Source organism: Natronorubrum sulfidifaciens JCM 14089 (assembly GCF_000337735.1).
Lineage (GTDB): Archaea > Halobacteriota > Halobacteria > Halobacteriales > Natrialbaceae > Natronorubrum > Natronorubrum sulfidifaciens.
This window is the reverse complement of sequence record NZ_AOHX01000043.1, coordinates 75,552-91,474: the sequence shown is the minus strand read 5'-3', so window position 1 is coordinate 91,474 and position 15,923 is coordinate 75,552. Positions and strand designations below refer to the sequence as shown.

The window sequence follows — 15,923 nt, the reverse complement described above, 5'->3', positions numbered from 1 at the left end:
AGCGCTGGCGTGTTGGTATACGCCGCTAACAGGCCTCGAACGTGTTAGAAGCCGATCAGCAACGGCCCGATCAACACGCCCATCAGATGAACTCGTCGCGCCCGAAATCGGACTGGCACCATCCCGATCGCAGCTGCGAGACAGAAGACGCCGATCCCGACAACGCCAGTGAATAGATACGAGAGACAGAGGAGGAGTGCGAGGACAGCAGCCGAAATCTTCCAGTAGGCGATCCGGCCGACGGCCTCGAGATACGCATCTCCGACGAGAATCACGAGCACGAACCCGAACAGTCCCGCGAGGACGACGCCGCCGAGCAAGATCGGAAGCTCGAGCGGTGCGCCGACGCGCTCGAAGGCGACCATCACGCCGGTTCGGGGCTGTCCGATGGCGACCAACGCGAAGAGTGCGAAGATCGTATTCGCCGTATCGACGCCGCTGGTCGCAACGATGTAGCCGCGATCACCGGAGCGACCGGGCACGAACACCAGCACCGCGACGGCGGCGATCGCCGCCGAAATCCCGGGAATGTAGCCGACGACGGCACCCGCGATCGCACCGGCGATCGCCGTCACCCCGACAAGCGGGTGGGACATCGCGATGGCATCGTCGTGTTGTGGCGGGATTCCGCGTCCGCGGATCGCATCGATCAACACCGGCGCGCCGAAGAGGCCGGCAAACAGCGGGGCGAGCATCCCGCCGGCCTCGAGTGGCGCGTCCGGGGAGAGATCGAGCGTGGCCAGCCCCAGCGCAGCGGCCAGCGCAAACGAAACGCCAGCGCCGACACGGCCGTGCCACGTCCGTTCGGAGGCGACCAGTGCGACGACGACCATCGCCAACACGAGCGCCAGATTGTCCCGGATCGTCGGATACGCAGCCGTTACGCCCCACGTGACCGGGACGGCCAGCGGCACTGCCACGAGGACGGCGAGCACGCTCCCGAGTGCGGAGAGACGAATCGCTTCGTAGCCACGCCCCTCGAGGACCATTCGGTGGGCTGGTAGCGCAGTGACGGCCATCTCGGCGTCGGGAACGCCGAGTGCCATCGCGGGGACGGCGTTCAGAAAGGTGTGGACGACGCCGGCCGCGAGCATCGCACAGCCGACGAACAGGGGCGGGCCGGGCACCGACGGCGCGATGCCGGCGAGCAACAGCGCGAAATTGTTCGCGTGAAGGCCGGGAACGAGGCCGCTACAGCATCCGAGTGCCACACCGGCCAGCACCCAGCCGAGCAACTGCAGGGTCAACGAGGGCTCGGTGACGAACTCGACCGGAACGGTGGCCATCGACTCGTTTGGCCGCCCGTTCGGTCTTAAACCTGCGGTCGATTCGTCGTCGGCTCACTCGAGTCGATCACCGACCGCGTCGCCCATCGGCAGCACACAGCCGCTGCTGGTCGACTGTTGCGTCGATAAAAATCGGGGTTTCGAAGTATCGTCGCGTCGCGACTTAGCCGAAGAGTTCGCCGAGGCCCTCGCCACCGGCGTCGTCGTCTTCGTCGTCGTCTTCGTCTTCGTCCGTCGTGTCCGGGACGTCGCTAGTTTCTTCGGCTTCCTCGTCGTCTGCAGCCCCTGCGGCTGCGCCGCCTGCGGCGGCACCTGCGGCGGGGACGGCAGCGGCTTCCGAGACTGCCTCGTCGATGTCGACGTCCTCGAGTGCGGCGACAAGCGCCTTGACTCGGGATTCTTCGACGTCGACGCCAGCAGCGTCGAGCACGCCAGTGATGTTGTCTTCGTTGAGCTCTTCGTCCGTTTCGTTCAGGATGAGTGCAGCGTATACGTATTCCATTGGTAAATCCTCCGTTGATTAGCCGAACATTGCGCCGAGTCCTTCGCCACCGCCACCGTCTTCGTCGTCATCGTCGTCGTCGGTGTCGGCGTCGTCGGCCTCAGCGTCGTCGTGGTCGTCTGCCGATTCGTCCTCGCCCTCGTCAGCCGCTGCCGGTGCGGCAGGGGCCTCGACGCCTTGCAGTTCCTCAGGCAGGGCGTCCTCGTCGTCGATCTGGGCCGCAAGCGCACGCAGCTGTGCGTCGGCCTTGGAGACGAGGTCGGGCATCAGGGCTTCGTCCTCGATCGCCGCCTGCAGGCCGAGGCTCTTGGCCTCGCCCGTGGCTTTGGCGATGAGTGTTGGTGCGGTCGCTTCCGTCGGGTAGCTCGCGTTGACCGAGAGGTTCCGAGCACGAGCGGCGGCCGTCGCCACGTCGCTCTCGTAGGCCTCGATGTCGATGTCGAGGTCTTCTGGGTCGAAGAGCACGCCCTCGGCAACGACTGCCTTGAGGTCGAGCCCGACTTCCTTGGGTTCGATCCCAAGTTCGCTGAGGACGTTCGACAGGTCCGCAGAGACTTCCTCGCCGGCCTCCAAGACCGTCGAGTCCTCCATGACCTGAATCGAGCCCTCTTCGATGCGTGCGTTCGCACCGATGCTCTGGAGTTCACCGACGAACGGCCCCGGATCGACACCGGTGTCACCCTCGGGGATGACGATATCGTTCGGGGCGACTTCGCCCTCGTTGATCGGCGCGGGCGTCTTCGACGCCTCGAGCTCTTTGTAGAGCGCGAACGGATTGTCGTCCGTTGCGATCAGGCCGACCTGTCCCTCGATATGAGTGACGAGGTCGTCGAGCCCGGTCTCCTCCAGCGAACGGACCTGCAGGGTGTTGCGGCTGACGCGCAACTCGGCAGTCCCGTGGAGGTCACGGCGCATGTCCTGGAGCTGCTTGCTCGGAATGCCAGCGATGCCGACGATACCGACGCTCTCGTAGTTGTCGATGAGCGATATGAGCTCATCGACTTCCTCTTTCTTCCACTGGGGAAGGTTCTCGGTTTTGCGTTCAGCCTGTGCGCTCATTCTAGGCCACCTCCACAGACGGGCCCATTGTCGTCTTCACGTAGACGGCGTCGATGTTCTGGGGCCCCTTCTCGAGGTCGGCGTGCAGGCGACGCAGGATGACGTCGATGTTGTCCGAAATCGCTTCGGCATCCATATCTTCGGCACCAACGAGCGTGTGGAACGTTCGTCGGTCGCCGGAGCGAAGCTGCACGGTGTTCTTGAGCCGGTTGACGGTCTCGACGACGTCGTCGTCGGGCGCGAGCGGGTCCGGCATCTTCCCTCGAGGACCAAGAATGGTACCCAGGTGCCGGGCGATGTCTTGCATCATCGCCTCTTCGGCGATGAAGAAGTCCGTCTCGTCAGCCATATCTTTTGCTTCGTCGTCGTCCAGATCGGCCACGTCGTCTACCGAAAGCACGTTGTCCGCGGCCTCTTCGGCGCGGACAGCGGTTTCGCCTTCGGCGATAACGACGATGATCGTCTCTTGGCCGGTTCCGGACGGCAGGACGATAGACTCATCAACACGGTTCGACGGTTCGTTTAGGTCAAGGTCGCGCAAGTTAATCGCGAGGTCTACCGTTTCGGTGAAGTTCCGATCGGGCGACTCCTCGAGTGCGCGAGCCACTGCGGTTTTGATATCCGAATCTGCCATCGTTCACCTCCGTAGTACGCAGGAGTGCTCCTACGGGTCAGTGAAACAGGCTACGCCTGTCTCTGTTGAACGAAGTGCCATGTTGAACTTAAACCCGTCGAACTGTCCTCACGAACCCCGTCGAAACCGGCCACGAGATCTGGCCTCGAGCCCGATGGCACCTGACAGCGACACACACACCACCGGTTTTCGCGGAGAAGACTATCTGTGACTCAGTTATGTGTGATACTAATATCAACGACCGAAAATACTATTTAATATGATGCTGTAACTTTCTTCCATGTGGCCATTAGATTTATATACTGTCGTTGATCCAACGACACTCCAATCGCTCGGTCCACTCGCTATCGGCGGGATCGACCTCGAAACGTATCGCGCACTAAGCGGACTCGAGCGAGTTGGCGTTCAGTTCGCGGCAACGCTCGTCATCGCGTTGGTCGTTCTCGGATTGAGTCAGGGACACGGTCCTCGGACGGTCGCGAAAGCACGTCGAAGCCCGGTCATTTCGCTCTGTATCGGACTCCCGAGCCTACTCGTCCTCGCCGGCGTCACGGGGACGGGCTATCTCATCATTGGAACGAGTCTCGGGACGTTCTTCGGTGTCGTACTGGTTATCATCGGCCTGACGCTGCTCCCGATACTGACAGTGCTCGGACTGGTCGCAATCGGCCACTCGATTGCAACACGAGTTGGTGCCGATCGGTTGTGGGCCGGCGTTCTCACTGGAAGCGTTCTGGCCGGCCTCGCTGGCCTGTCGGTCGTGGCGACCGTCGCCGTCGCCGTTCTCGCCGGTGGACTCGGCGTCGGTGCCGGTGTTCGCGTGCTGTTTGGCTCGTCCGGCACGACCAGTCCCGACGAGCGGACCGTTCCACCCGCGAACAAAATTTGAGTCCGGCTGCGATCCGTTTTTGAGTTCGGTTGCTTTCCGTTCTGTCAGCACCTCACTCGAGCGACCGAGAGTTGCTCACACAGCGGGCCGTAATCGAGACAGCACTTGTCGCCCACGTGCATCGTGACGGATGTCTCTGCGCGCGTCGTGATGTCGAAAAAACGGTCTCGTCCGGCGTCGACGTCCGAACCGATTACGCGTCTGCCGCGAGCACGTCGTCGTACTCGCCGCTGTCGACTTTTTCCTTGAAGTCTCGAGCGTCGTCGCCTTCGATGGTGACGCCCATCGAGGCGCAGGTGCCGACGACTTCCTTTGCCGCGTTGATCGTGTCGTAGGCGAGCAGGTCAGGGTGTTTCTGCTCGGCGATTTTCTTGACCTGGTCGACCGAGAGGTCAGCGACGAAGTCTTTCTGCGGTTCGCCGCTGCCGGTCTCGAAACCGGCCTCGTCTTTGACGAGTGCGGCCGTCGGTGGGACACCGACGTCGATGTCAAACGAGCCGTCGTCGTCGTATTCGACGGTGACGGGCACTTCCGTGCCGTCGAACGCGGCCGTCTGGTCGTTGATTTCCTGTACGACTGCCTGCACGTCGACGGGCGTCGGTCCGAGCTCGGGACCGAGCGGTGGGCCAGGGTTGGCCTGGCCACCCGGAACGAGCACTTCGATGGTTCCAGCCATACCCGTGATAACCCGTGCGCGAGTTTTAAGGGTTGCTTTTTCGGGCAGTCACCGCCTGTGACGGCGTACCGTACCGGTGTTGGCGAGCGGCTGACGGTCAGTCGACGCTCTCGGCACGCCACGTCGCGAACGACTCGAGGACGTCCGCTTCGTCGAAGCGCTCGATACACGGCACGTCGTGTGGATGCAACGTCTGCACGCGCTCGAGGAGGTCGTCGTATGCGCTGTCCGTCGTCTTCGCGAGCAAGACGGCCTCGTAGTCGCGGTGAATCTCACCCTCCCAGCGATACGTCGAGGTCGTCGACAGCCGGTTGACACAGGCTGCGAGTCGCTCCTCGACCAGCGTCTCGGCGATCTCGTCGGCGTCGTCCGGCGGCACTGTGATGTAGACGGTCGGCATACCGTCACATACGGACGAGACCGCAAAAAGGTCCGCGCACCGCTCGTGACACGTCGCGATGACCTGCCGTCGCGGTCACACGTCCGGTTACTCGTCGGGTTCGGCGACCGGGTTGAACGTCCCGTTGATGTCCCACTCGTGAAGACAATGTGGGTTCCCGACCTGCTTGTCGCCGTCTTCGCGGGCGAGTTGCCATGCCTCGAGGTCGCTATCCCATCGTTCTGCTCGACCACACCGTTCGCATACGCGGGCCGTCGGCGTTCGTACCTGTGGACTCATTACTGGAGGTGAGAACTGGACTCATATAACAGTATTCCTGTTCGGCAACGCTACCGCTCACGGCTGAGAGACGCTCAACAGGGCAAAACGGGGATCGAGGACAGCGTGAACGGACCGTCTGAATCAGTAGACGGCGTCTTTGATCTCGTCGCGGAGTTCGTCGAACTGCTCGAGGTACGCTCGTCGCTCGGCTCGCAGGTCCGCGACAGCGTCGTCGTAGTCCTCGACGTGGTCGGGGACGTAGTACTCCTCGATGTCCAGTCCGGGGACAGATTCGGGAATCGTCAGTCCGGTTCGGTCGTCGTCGGTCCACTCGATCGTCCCGCGTGCGGTTTCGGTTAGCACCGTGACGGATTCGGTGACGCCGATGTCTTTGGATTTCGCACCGAGATAGCCCGTGTTGATGACGAAACATTCGGCGTCGAGTTCGTCGATGAGGTCTTGGAAGATGTTTCCTTCCTCGCCCTCTGGACCCATGATGAAGGGGTTCGTGCCGACGACACGGATCGACTCGCCCGCGCGTGACGGATCGCCGGCGCTGGTCTCGATCGACTCACCGAGCATGAACGCGACGGCGGCCTGCTCGTCGTTGAGCTTTGCGACCGGCGGCATCAGCGGGTTCCGCGTGATGAAAAAGACCTGATCCATCCGCTCGAGATCGATCTCGTCGTCGGCGCTCTCGAGTTGATCGCGCTGGATGATCGCACGGGAGTTTGCGGTGTAGCGATCCTCGTCGAAGTGAACCGTGCCGTCGTCGTCGACGGCGACGTTCTCTAAGATCGCCGACTCGTCGGTTGCCGCTTCGTACAGTTCCGGCTGTTCGTCTTCGCCGAGGCCGATCGTCTTGATGAACAGGCCTTTCCCCTCGCTGCCGGGGACCGAGCCGTCGGGCAGGAGCCCACAGACGTCGTCCTGTAGCATGGTGGCGTCTTCGGGGTCCTCGAGCCAGCAGCCGTGAGAGGTCAGCGTCGATTTGCCGGTCGCCGAGAGGCCCATGAACACCTGTCCAACGGTGCGCAGTTCGTCGTCCTCGTCGCGGACGCGAACGCGCTTGCTGCCGGCGTGGAGGCCGAGTCCGCCCTGCTCTTTGATTCGGAACATGAACATCCGAAGGAACGACTTCTTGGCCTCACCGGTGTAGTCGCTGCCTAACACCGCAGTGAAGCTTTCATCCGGCATGACACGGATCGCCGTTTCGTCGTGGTCGGGAAGCTGGACGGTGTAGAGGTCGGGCTCGCGGCCGTCGGTCGGCTCGAACAGGTTCGCCCACGCCAGCGCAATGCGTGCGTGCTCGACGGGAACGAAAAGACGGCAACAGAAGGTCGCCTCGGGGTGGCGTCCCATCAGACGGTCGACACAGACAAGTTCGCGCTCGCCCGCGAGGTCGATTGCTTCGGTGACGAGTTCGTGATCGTGCTCGAAGAAGTCGGCATCGACGGTGTTTTTCGTCCGATCGGAACTCCGTGACCGATACTCGCTGACGTACGACGGCGACCCAAACTCGGTGGTCGTCTCGTCGTCGGCTGCGAGTTCACGGAGTTCAGCAAGCGATGGATTGTACCGGACGTTCGACGCTGTTGTCGGATCGGGAAGCTGCCGGACCAGCGGACGGGTCTCAGCCCCGGTTTCGGACATATACATAGACCACCGTTAGCCCGATGTATAAACATGGAGGATTCTGCTCAGAGTATGTCATATCCTACCCAGTGACCAGATGACATGTGCCATTTTTCCCCTGTAGCCGGTCGTGAGCGCCCGATTCGTTATCCATTGACTAGTTGTCTGGAAACATACAAATGTAGAAATGTACTCGAGTTAGGAATAATTCTAAAGGGCCGACGGCAGCGCAGCGTGGGGGAGAGACGGCCAACCCACTCATCGTTCCGTGACCGAGACATCGTCGGTCCGATGACGGTCCGGACCACTGTCTCGCATCCGTGTACGCGGAGACTATCGACGAAGCACTCGATTACTCGGAGACGATGACCGTCCCGATCATCCCTCCTTTGATGTGTGGTTCACAGATGTAGGTGTACGAGCCGGGGACTTCGAACGTGTGCTCGAACGTATCGCGGGGACCGAGCCGACCGCCGGTCTCCTCGTGCCACGCGTTTCGAGCCGTCTCTTCGTCGTCGAAGCCGCCGCTTGCGAAGTACTCCGCACCGTCCGGCATGTTGTTCTCGAGGGCGGTCACGGTGTGGTCTGCGCCGCTCGTGTTCTTCCAGACGACGGTTTCGCCGACCTGCGTTTCGTATTCGTCGGGGAGGAACTCGTTTCGGCTCATGCCGATCGTACATTCGTCGCCGCTACAGGGTTCGTCTTCGAAGGCGCTGCGAACGGCCGAACAGCCAGCCAGTCCGGCGGAGACGGCGGTTCCGACGGCGGCGAGATAAACGCGCCTGTTCATACGAACGCGTTAGGAGAGTCGCGACATAACGGCCCCGGTTCGATCGTCGAACGCCGGATCGACTCGAGCAGGGGCGTTCGAAAACGAAAACACGTAAGGTAGCTCCCCGTCGAATCCGCGAGTATGCTCCCCCGGTTCGTCGGGCGACTCGGTGTCGCCGATGCGGTGACGGTCGCCAACGCAGCGCTGGGATTCGTCGCCGTCGTCATCGCCTTTGTCGATATCGACCTCGCTGCTCGCCTTATTTTGCTCGCAGCGATCGCAGACGGACTGGACGGGATTCTCGCCCGCCGGTACGGCGGCACCGACGCTGGCCCCTATCTCGACTCGCTGGCTGACGTCGCGTCCTTCGCCGTTGCCCCCGCTGTCCTCGCTTTCGTCGTCATTACCGATGGGTTCGACATCGGATTCGGCGTCGTAACGGCCGAGCTGTTGTTCGTCACCGCGATCTGTGCACTGTTCGTCGCCATGGCTGTCACCCGACTCGGGATGTACACGGCGTACGATGTCAGCGGCAGCTGCACGGAGGGGGTCCAGACGACGCTCGCGGCGACGATCCTCGGGGCGGCGATCCTCGCGGGCGAGACCCAGCCGTGGCTCGTCCTCGCGGTCACGGGCGCGTTCTGTTATCTGATGGTCTCGCGCATTCGGTATCCCGACTTGCTCGCCCGCGACGCCGCGATCATGGGCATCGTCCACGCGCTCGCGATTCTGATCCCCTCGTTTGCCGGCCGAACGTTCCCGTACGCCCTGTTGACGCTCGGGATCGCCTACATGACACTCAGCCCGTGGCTCTACTGGCGGGAGGATACACAGTCGACAGCGTCCGAACTGCATGGAAACGCTTAGGACGGTCCTGACACGACCGTAGTGTATGCACACCGCTACGCGTCGACGTCGTTTCAGCACCCGGGTGATGCCATGAGCGACGACGAGTCAGCCGATGACAACGGAGCGGACGCCGAAGAAGAACAGGAGCCAGTCGACCTCGAGGCCATCCGCGACGACCTCGAGTCCTTCGAATCGGACGTCGAAGCCCTCGAGGCCGACCTCGAGGCCGCCGACACCGAGGACGATCTGGACGTCGTCGAAGCCGACCTCGAGGCGTTTCGCGACGCGTTCGGCGAGGTCGAGATCCCGGAGCCACCCGAAACCGACGACGAGGACGAAGACGACGAAGACGAGGAGCCAGCGCCCGAAGAACAACTGCAGGAGCGCTACGACGACATCGACAGCGACGTTTCGGACCTCGAGTCCGACCTCGAGGACCAGCGCGGCCCTTACGGCGAGGACGTCGTCAGCGAAATCGAAAGCGCCAGCGGCACGATCACCGGCACCCGCTGGACCGAGGAAGGCGACGAGGAACTGCTCGTGGCTGTCGACGACTTCCTCGAGACGTTCACCGATCTGCTCGGCAGCGACGTAACACGCACCGCCGAGGGTGAGGACGTACCCGCCCAACTCGAGGCGACGCTCGAGGACGCGGTCGACGCCGTCGAGGCCGCCGCGCTCGATGCTGACGACGACGCCGAGACGATTGCCGGCCTGCTCGAGTGCTGTGACGACTTTCAGTCCGATATCGACGACGCCACTGAGTGGACCGATCTCAAGGTTCGCGAACAGATGCGCCGGGAGGGCTTTTACGACGTGCTCGACCACGTCAAGGACTTCCCGCCGGAGTGGCACGCCCTCAAAGTCCACGAGAAACGTGGTAACGTCGAGATGATCCTGCTCGCCCTCGAGACGTTCGATTCGGACTTCATGGAGGAACACTGTCTCGAGGCGCTCGAGCGAATGGGTCCCGAAGAAGCGATCGAGCCGATGCTCCAGAAGGCCAACCGTCGAGATACGGCCGCGATGAGCATCCTCGGGAAGATCGGCGTCGACAGCGACGACGTCGTCGAGACGCTGCTCGATTACGTCGATTCGAACCCAACGCTCCAACAGCCAGCGTTCCGCGCGCTCGGCGAAGTCGGGGCCGAGCAGGCCGTCCAGCCGATCGCCAACCAACTGGTCGAGGAGAATCCGGACGTCCGAAGCTGGGCCGCCCGTGCACTCGGTCTGATCGGTGACACGCGCGCCATCGAACCGCTCGCAGAGGTGCTGGCCGACGACGACGAAGACCGCGTCCGCGCCAGCGCCGCCTGGGCGCTCAACCAGATCGGCACGGCCGACGCCCTCGAGGTCGTCGCCGACTACGGTGACGACCGCGCGTATCTCGTGCAGGTCGAAGCCGAGAAGGTCTCCCTCGAGCCGGCAGCCTAACGGTCGGCGTCGACTCGATTTTTCACGTGTCCGTCTGACGGACGCCGTCTCTCATCCGGCGCTGGAGCCGAGGGTTTATAGTAGAAGGGGCGGCCAGACGGCCCGATGGAGCGCCGACGGCTCGCGTACGTCGTGCTCGTCGTGGTCGGTACCGTCGGGTTCGTCGCGACTGTGACGGCAGGGTTCGGGTTCACGACAGCCGACGCCACGACGAACGCGCCCCCGTCGATCGACCCACAACACGATTCGGAAAACGGCCCACCTTGTCCCCCCGGTGTGACTGGGGCGACGAGCACGACGAACGCGACGGCGACAGCAGGGAATACAACCGACACCGGTCCCCGAATCGTCGAACTCTATCCCAATCCAACCACCTATGGTAACGTCGGCGAGTATCTCGTCCTCGAGACGCCGGAAGCGACGTCACTCGAGAACTGGACGATCACCGATGGACACACGACCGCTGCCCTTCCCAACCGCACCGTCTCCGGCCCCGTCGCGCTGAGCAGCGATCCGGACGCGACCGATGGGCTGACTGACCACCCTGTGCTCGAGTTCGACGGCACGCTCCGCCTCGCCGTCGACGGCGACACACTCGAGATGCGAAACGGAACGACCGTCATCGATACGGTTTCCTACGACCGCGCGCCGACAGCCGAACGATGGTACCGAACCGACGGCGGCGCGGTCGCTGCCGGTTCACAGCCGACCGACCCAGCCGACGGGAGCTGGCACCCTCGAGACGCGACCTGTCTCCCTGTCTCGAGTCACGATATCGACGAGGCGACGGCGTTCGTCCTGCCCGACGCCCCCGACCTCCCACGTGAGACGCTTGAGAAAGCCGACGATCGACTGTTGCTTGCGGGCTATACGTTCACCTCGAGTGAGATCGCGGACGAACTCGTCGCGGCCGCCGACCGCGGCGTCGACGTCGCGGTCCTGCTCGAGTCCGGCCCCGTCGGTGGCACGCCACAGGCGACCGAGCCGGTTCTCGAGACACTCGAGGCTGGCGGCGTCGACGTGCGTGTCATCGGTGGTGAGGGGGCCCGATATCGGTATCACCATCCGAAGTACGCCGTCGCCGACGACACGGTCCTCGTTACGAGCGAGAACTGGAAGCCGTCAGGTATCGGTGGGGCCTCGAGCCGTGGCTGGGGTGTTCGCCTCGAGAGCGAGCGCCTCGCGGCCGATCTCGCAACGGTGTTTCGGGCCGATTACGAGGGGTGGGACACCGAGTCGAGTTCGACCCACCGAGACACGACCACGTTCGTCGACGATGACGGCGTCGGGGCGGCGACACACACCCAACCCAGCGAGTACGAACCGACGACGGTCCCCATCGACGACGCCGAACTGCTTGTAGCCCCGGACAACGCCGAGCGACGACTGGTGGAGCTTTTGGCCGAGGCAGACGACGAAATCCTCGTCAAACAGGCCAGTGTCGCCGACGATGTGGCCGTCCTCGAGGCGACGATCGACGCCGCCCGCCGTGGCGTCGACGTCAGGCTCCTGCTCGATTCGACGTGGTATCACGAAGCCGAGAACGAGGCGCTTGCACAGGAGCTACAGCAGTTGGCTGCCGACGAATCGCTCCCGCTCGAGGCCAGACTCGTCGAGGAGACCGACCGGTTCGAAAAGATCCATGCCAAGGGTGTGGTGATCGACCGAGAGGTTGCCGTCGTCGGCAGCGCCAACTGGAACGACAATGCGTTCGAGAACAACCGTGAGGTGCTCCTTGCGGTCCACGGGACTGAGATCGCGGCCTACTACGCAGCCGTCTTCGACGACGACTGGGCCGGCGGCCGAAGCCAGTGGACGCTGCCGTTCGGAATCAGTGCCACCATCGTCGCTGCACTCGCGGTCGCAGCGCTCGTCGGGTACAGATATCTGCGTTTCGGCGAGACAGAATCACACGCGAAGTCATAGCACAGAGCGCCGCGGCTCAGTCCGCACAGCCGTCAGGCCCGACCTCGAGTCGCTCACAGTAATCCCGTTCGGGATCGAAACAGTCCGGACAGTCACTGGGTCGGTCGATAATGGTGTCGAGGCGCTCGGCGACGGTGTCGTCGATGACGCTCTCTAAGGCACGTGCCTCATCACGGAACTCATCGACCTCGAGGACGTTCGCGAGGAACCGTTCGATGATGCAGTAGGTTTGGAGGGCGTTGTGTGCACGTTCGAGTCCCTCGTCGGTGAGGCTTGCCCCCTTGTACTTCTCGTGGTCGACGAACCCTCGGTCCTCGAGTTTCCCGACCATCTCGTTGACACTTGCTGGACTGACCTCGAGTAAGTCAGCGAGCGTGCCGGTCGATGCAGGCCCCTCTTCGATTCGTTGTGCGAGATAGATCGCTTTGAGATACTGATCTGCGGTATTCATTGCATCCCTCGGTCGTGACCGTCTGTTGCAGTGGTTTCTCGCCGGCGTAACAGCCCCCGGGCGTCCATACAGTATCCGATTCGACACGGTGTGGTGGGAACAGCGGCCGCGTGTCCGATCATGCTCGTTGCTCCATGATCTCGGTCACGTCTTCGACGCCTTCGCGTTCGTCTTCGCGAATCTCGGTCAGCGTCTCGAGCAGTCGGTCGCGGTCGATCGCGAACTCGGCGTCGGAGGCTTCGATCGCCTCGATCAGATCGTCGTAGAACTTGTATGCGGTCTCCTCGTTTGCCAGCTGATCGTAGAGGACGCCGTCGGTATCCTCCGGCGGCCCGTACTGTGCGTCGACCAACGCGTTGATCTCTTCGTACGGGACCGTCTCGGCCTCGAGATCCTCGATCAGGGCCTCGAGTCGTTCTCGGTGGTCGGCCGACTCCGTGGCAGCTTCGGCAAGCAACTCGCGCACCGCCTCGTCGACTGCAGTCCGTTCGGTCGGTGGCAGCGACTCGAGGTGGTGGGCGGCACGTGACTCGACGAGCTCTTCCAACACAACCCCGATCTGAAGGAGTCGGGTCAGCTGGTTGTCGCTCGAGACACGCTGTCCCAAACTCATACGACGGTGTCCGGGCCCCTGATACTTAACCGTCCCTACTCGATACGTTCGGTTCGGCCACCGGCACGAGGTTCAGCGTCGATACCGCCAGACACGGGTCCCCTCGCCCCCGTCGACGCAGTCGACCTGCTTCAGCCCTGCCTTGATACATCGCCACCAGCCGTCTGCGGTCTCGTATTCGGCCGGACATTCCGTATAGAGCGCCTTGATGAAGTCCGAACGACGTGCGCGTCCCTCGTCTCGCACGTATGCGAGCGCGCGACCGACGGCACGACGACGTTGCTCGAGCGTCTCGGACGACCGTCCCGGAAGCGAAAGCGCCTCGAGATCGGCGAGTTCTTCGCCGGGTCTGATCCCGTCGCTCGCAAGTCGCGTCGATGAAGTGTACTCGAGGCCGGTCTGGACCTCCCTGTTCAGGCGCTTGCGTGTCGTTGCGATCGCTCGCCGGGAGAGTTCATCGAGTCGGTCGAACTCCACCGTCTCGAGTACGTCGGCGTCCTCCGAGATGGGGTCGCCCGGAATACGGACGACGCGTTCCGGAGAGAGTGGTTGTGTGTTCGTCTCCGGCGTCGCGTCGTGTTCCGATTCCGACCGACGACCACACGCCGGTGATCGGTCCTGATCCGACGCACGCATGGCGTCGGTGACAGACGAGTCGGCGCGGTCGCGTTCCCGGCCGTCAGGCGAGTCGGTCGACGTGATGGCGGGCGACTCACGGGAAACGGTTGTCCGGGGTGAGCCTCGAACCTCGACCGACGGATCGCTTTTCGGGCGCGTCCACCCGTCATCAGTGTGGTGTGAGTCTACCGCGGTCGGTGGCGACTCGCCGGTCGAGCCGGTCGAATCGGTCGAGTCGTCACCCACGATCGAACAGTCATCTCCGGCCGACCGGGCGTGTGTTGGCGCTGGTGTCGCTTCTCGGTCGGTCACTGCCGCCAGCCGCTGCTCGAGCGTCGCGAGCCGCTCGTGAGCAGCCTCGAGTGCTGTCGTCGTGGGCTCGGGTTCGGCAGTGATCGACCCGCGGTGGTCGATGATCCAGCGGACGTACGCTTGGCGACTCTCGAAGCCGAACAGCTCTCGCTCGGCCTCGAGTACGTCGACGAGTTCGTCCTCGAGTTCGACGGAAAGGGCCCGCATCGTCAGAGGGTACCGGATCATCGTACAAAAGTCGTCGTCAGACACCGTGGATGTCGGGACACCGATGGCTCTCGAGAGCAGTGCCGTGCGTTCGGAGACAGTTCGATCCGGTGGCGCGTGCGAAAAAACTCGCTTCGGACGCGTGTCCTCGCTCGAGAACGGGTGTCCGGGGAGACCCGCTTAGGTTCGCTGGCGAAGTCGCGCGGCGACGAGGTCTTCTAAGTCCTCGCGCAGTTCGTCGACGTCGACTTCCTCGAGGACGGGCACGAAGAAGCCCTCGACGAGCATGTTGCGTGCGGAGCGTGGATCGACGCCACGGGAGGTCATGTACAACAGGTCCTCCGCATCGATCTGACCAACCGTCGCGGAGTGGCTGGCCTCGGTGTCGTGGTTGTTGATGATCAGCTTCGGTGAGGCGTCGGCCTCACTCTCGTCGGAGAGCATCAGCGTGTTCTCGCGCTGGTAGGAGCTGGTGTCCCAGGCGTCGCGGCCGACGTCCTGAACACCTTCGTAGACCGAGCGGGCGACGTCGTCGGTGACGCCACGGGTGACGAGGTCGGCCGTCGTGTGCTCGGCACGGTGCCAAACCTTGACATCGAGGTCGAAGTGCTGGTCGTTGTGGCCGTAGAAGGCACCGACGATCTGGGTTTCCGAGGAGTCGCCGTTGAGCTCCGTCGAGACTTCGGTCTTCGTCAACTGGGTGCCGAGGTTGCCCTCGATCCAGTCGATCGTCGCGTACGTGTCCGTCACACCACGCTTGACGGTGAAGTTGTAGGCGTCCTCAGAGAGGTTCTGGAGGCTGCCGTACTGGACGTAGCTGTTCTCGCCGGCGGCGATTTCGACGATACCGCTGTAGTACTGTTCGGCCTGTTCCTCGCCGGTGGACTGGCGCTCGAGGATCGTGACCGAAGACGACTCCTCGGTGACGACGAGCGTGTAGTTGAACAGCGAGCGGGAGTTCTGCTCGGTGCGGATGGTGACGTCCTCGGCGTCGACGCCCTCGGGGACGTAGACGACCGTCCCGGTGCTAAACAGCGCCGTCGACAGCGCCGTCAGGTAGTTCTCCTGAGGATCGACAATCGAGCCGAAGTGCTCTTTGAGGAGTTCCTCGTGCTCGTCGACGGCCTCGGCCCACGGCAGGACGTCGACTTCGTCGGGCCCGACCTGATCCTTGTTTTCGGCCGCGTTTAGCGGGTCCACGAGCGACTCGAAGTCGAGTTCGTGGAGGTTCGTCCAGTCTCGACCCGGCGTGCGGATGACGTCGGGCATGTCGAGCTCCTCGAGCGCCTCGAGTGCCTCGAGACGGGTCTCTAGGAGCCACTCGGGCTCGTCTAAGTTCCCGCTGATTTCGCGTACCTGTTCGTCGGTCAGATTGGCGTGTACCTGCGTCGTGCTCATA

The 15,923-nt window shown here is 63.2% G+C and carries 17 protein-coding genes; 4 read left to right on the top strand and 13 right to left on the bottom strand.

The annotated features are described in order from the left end of the window. Window positions 1-44: 44 nt before the first annotated feature. The 4 genes from C495_RS13375 to C495_RS13360 form a co-directional block, all read right to left on the bottom strand. Window positions 45-1,286, bottom strand: a complete 1,242-nt coding sequence (locus C495_RS13375; RefSeq protein ID WP_008163791.1) for a tripartite tricarboxylate transporter permease — start codon at window positions 1,284-1,286, stop codon at window positions 45-47. Window positions 1,287-1,449: 163 nt separating this feature from the next. Beyond that, a complete protein-coding gene (gene rpl12p, locus C495_RS13370; RefSeq protein WP_008163790.1) occupies window positions 1,450-1,788 on the bottom strand; it encodes a 50S ribosomal protein P1 in 339 nt (112 codons plus the stop codon). An 18-nt stretch (window positions 1,789-1,806) separates the two neighbouring features. Next, a complete protein-coding gene (locus C495_RS13365; protein WP_008163789.1) occupies window positions 1,807-2,847 on the bottom strand; it encodes a 50S ribosomal protein L10 in 1,041 nt (346 codons plus the stop codon). Window position 2,848: 1 nt separating this feature from the next. Further along, on the bottom strand, window positions 2,849-3,481 hold the full coding sequence (locus C495_RS13360) for a 50S ribosomal protein L1 (protein WP_008163788.1): 633 nt from the start codon (window positions 3,479-3,481) through the stop codon (window positions 2,849-2,851). A gap of 280 nt (window positions 3,482-3,761) precedes the next feature. Here C495_RS13360 and C495_RS13355 point away from each other — a divergent pair, with 280 nt between their 5' ends. Then, a complete protein-coding gene (locus tag C495_RS13355) occupies window positions 3,762-4,370 on the top strand; it encodes a hypothetical protein (RefSeq protein ID WP_008163787.1) in 609 nt (202 codons plus the stop codon). 193 nt (window positions 4,371-4,563) lie between these two features. Here the strand turns inward: C495_RS13355 and C495_RS13350 are convergent, their stop codons facing one another. From C495_RS13350 to C495_RS13330, 5 genes are all read right to left on the bottom strand, one after another. Continuing rightward, the gene (locus tag C495_RS13350; RefSeq protein ID WP_008163786.1) at window positions 4,564-5,046 is read right to left on the bottom strand and encodes a 50S ribosomal protein L11; all 483 of its coding nucleotides are present in this window, start codon (window positions 5,044-5,046) and stop codon (window positions 4,564-4,566) included. 97 nt (window positions 5,047-5,143) lie between these two features. Then, entirely contained in the window at window positions 5,144-5,446 is a 303-nt protein-coding gene (gene cutA / locus C495_RS13345) for a divalent-cation tolerance protein CutA (protein ID WP_008163785.1), read from the bottom strand. Window positions 5,447-5,533: 87 nt separating this feature from the next. Continuing rightward, window positions 5,534-5,725 (bottom strand): HEWD family protein, encoded by a 192-nt coding sequence (locus tag C495_RS13340; protein ID WP_008163784.1) that lies wholly within the window; start codon window positions 5,723-5,725, stop codon window positions 5,534-5,536. A 123-nt stretch (window positions 5,726-5,848) separates the two neighbouring features. Next, window positions 5,849-7,360 carry a phosphoenolpyruvate carboxykinase (ATP) gene (locus C495_RS13335; protein WP_049890357.1) on the bottom strand — a complete coding sequence of 504 codons (1,512 nt, stop codon included), beginning with the start codon at window positions 7,358-7,360 and terminating at the stop codon, window positions 5,849-5,851. Window positions 7,361-7,694: 334 nt separating this feature from the next. Then, the gene (locus tag C495_RS13330; RefSeq protein WP_008163781.1) at window positions 7,695-8,132 is read right to left on the bottom strand and encodes a cupredoxin domain-containing protein; all 438 of its coding nucleotides are present in this window, start codon (window positions 8,130-8,132) and stop codon (window positions 7,695-7,697) included. A 123-nt stretch (window positions 8,133-8,255) separates the two neighbouring features. Here C495_RS13330 and C495_RS13325 point away from each other — a divergent pair, with 123 nt between their 5' ends. The 3 genes from C495_RS13325 (at window position 8,256) to C495_RS13315 (ending at window position 12,323) form a co-directional block, all read left to right on the top strand. After that, on the top strand, window positions 8,256-8,981 hold the full coding sequence (locus C495_RS13325) for a protein sorting system archaetidylserine synthase (RefSeq protein ID WP_008163780.1): 726 nt from the start codon (window positions 8,256-8,258) through the stop codon (window positions 8,979-8,981). A gap of 72 nt (window positions 8,982-9,053) precedes the next feature. Beyond that, window positions 9,054-10,397, top strand: a complete 1,344-nt coding sequence (locus C495_RS13320; protein WP_049890349.1) for a HEAT repeat domain-containing protein — start codon at window positions 9,054-9,056, stop codon at window positions 10,395-10,397. Window positions 10,398-10,502: 105 nt separating this feature from the next. Further along, window positions 10,503-12,323 (top strand): phospholipase D-like domain-containing protein, encoded by a 1,821-nt coding sequence (locus C495_RS13315; RefSeq protein WP_008163776.1) that lies wholly within the window; start codon window positions 10,503-10,505, stop codon window positions 12,321-12,323. A 16-nt stretch (window positions 12,324-12,339) separates the two neighbouring features. Here C495_RS13315 and C495_RS13310 read toward each other — a convergent pair whose 3' ends face one another. The 4 genes from C495_RS13310 to sufD form a co-directional block, all read right to left on the bottom strand. Further along, window positions 12,340-12,774 carry a metal-dependent transcriptional regulator gene (locus C495_RS13310; RefSeq protein ID WP_008163773.1) on the bottom strand — a complete coding sequence of 145 codons (435 nt, stop codon included), beginning with the start codon at window positions 12,772-12,774 and terminating at the stop codon, window positions 12,340-12,342. Window positions 12,775-12,892: 118 nt separating this feature from the next. Beyond that, window positions 12,893-13,387 carry a ferritin family protein gene (locus C495_RS13305; RefSeq protein WP_008163771.1) on the bottom strand — a complete coding sequence of 165 codons (495 nt, stop codon included), beginning with the start codon at window positions 13,385-13,387 and terminating at the stop codon, window positions 12,893-12,895. 72 nt (window positions 13,388-13,459) lie between these two features. Next, window positions 13,460-14,545: a hypothetical protein gene (locus tag C495_RS13300; protein WP_008163768.1), complete on the bottom strand. Its 1,086-nt coding sequence runs from the start codon at window positions 14,543-14,545 to the stop codon at window positions 13,460-13,462. A 159-nt stretch (window positions 14,546-14,704) separates the two neighbouring features. Further along, complete coding sequence (gene sufD, locus C495_RS13295; protein ID WP_008163765.1) at window positions 14,705-15,922, bottom strand: Fe-S cluster assembly protein SufD; 1,218 nt, start codon at window positions 15,920-15,922, stop codon at window positions 14,705-14,707. Between the last annotated feature and the right edge of the window lies 1 nt (window position 15,923).

What these genes read in the sequence shown, in the direction of transcription:
- C495_RS13300 (WP_008163768.1), bottom strand. Translation starts at nt 14,545, where the DNA reads ATGATCCGGTACCCTCTGACGATGCGGGCCCTTTCCGTCGAACTCGAG.
- rpl12p (WP_008163790.1), bottom strand. Translation starts at nt 1,788, where the DNA reads ATGGAATACGTATACGCTGCACTCATCCTGAACGAAACGGACGAAGAG.
- C495_RS13305 (WP_008163771.1), bottom strand. Translation starts at nt 13,387, where the DNA reads ATGAGTTTGGGACAGCGTGTCTCGAGCGACAACCAGCTGACCCGACTC.
- C495_RS13360 (WP_008163788.1), bottom strand. Translation starts at nt 3,481, where the DNA reads ATGGCAGATTCGGATATCAAAACCGCAGTGGCTCGCGCACTCGAGGAG.
- C495_RS13355 (WP_008163787.1), top strand. Translation starts at nt 3,762, where the DNA reads ATGTGGCCATTAGATTTATATACTGTCGTTGATCCAACGACACTCCAA.
- cutA (WP_008163785.1), bottom strand. Translation starts at nt 5,446, where the DNA reads ATGCCGACCGTCTACATCACAGTGCCGCCGGACGACGCCGACGAGATC.
- C495_RS13375 (WP_008163791.1), bottom strand. Translation starts at nt 1,286, where the DNA reads ATGGCCACCGTTCCGGTCGAGTTCGTCACCGAGCCCTCGTTGACCCTG.
- C495_RS13325 (WP_008163780.1), top strand. Translation starts at nt 8,256, where the DNA reads ATGCTCCCCCGGTTCGTCGGGCGACTCGGTGTCGCCGATGCGGTGACG.
- C495_RS13335 (WP_049890357.1), bottom strand. Translation starts at nt 7,360, where the DNA reads ATGTCCGAAACCGGGGCTGAGACCCGTCCGCTGGTCCGGCAGCTTCCC.
- C495_RS13340 (WP_008163784.1), bottom strand. Translation starts at nt 5,725, where the DNA reads ATGAGTCCACAGGTACGAACGCCGACGGCCCGCGTATGCGAACGGTGT.
- C495_RS13330 (WP_008163781.1), bottom strand. Translation starts at nt 8,132, where the DNA reads ATGAACAGGCGCGTTTATCTCGCCGCCGTCGGAACCGCCGTCTCCGCC.
- C495_RS13320 (WP_049890349.1), top strand. Translation starts at nt 9,054, where the DNA reads ATGAGCGACGACGAGTCAGCCGATGACAACGGAGCGGACGCCGAAGAA.
- C495_RS13365 (WP_008163789.1), bottom strand. Translation starts at nt 2,847, where the DNA reads ATGAGCGCACAGGCTGAACGCAAAACCGAGAACCTTCCCCAGTGGAAG.
- C495_RS13350 (WP_008163786.1), bottom strand. Translation starts at nt 5,046, where the DNA reads ATGGCTGGAACCATCGAAGTGCTCGTTCCGGGTGGCCAGGCCAACCCT.
- sufD (WP_008163765.1), bottom strand. Translation starts at nt 15,922, where the DNA reads ATGAGCACGACGCAGGTACACGCCAATCTGACCGACGAACAGGTACGC.
- C495_RS13310 (WP_008163773.1), bottom strand. Translation starts at nt 12,774, where the DNA reads ATGAATACCGCAGATCAGTATCTCAAAGCGATCTATCTCGCACAACGA.
- C495_RS13315 (WP_008163776.1), top strand. Translation starts at nt 10,503, where the DNA reads ATGGAGCGCCGACGGCTCGCGTACGTCGTGCTCGTCGTGGTCGGTACC.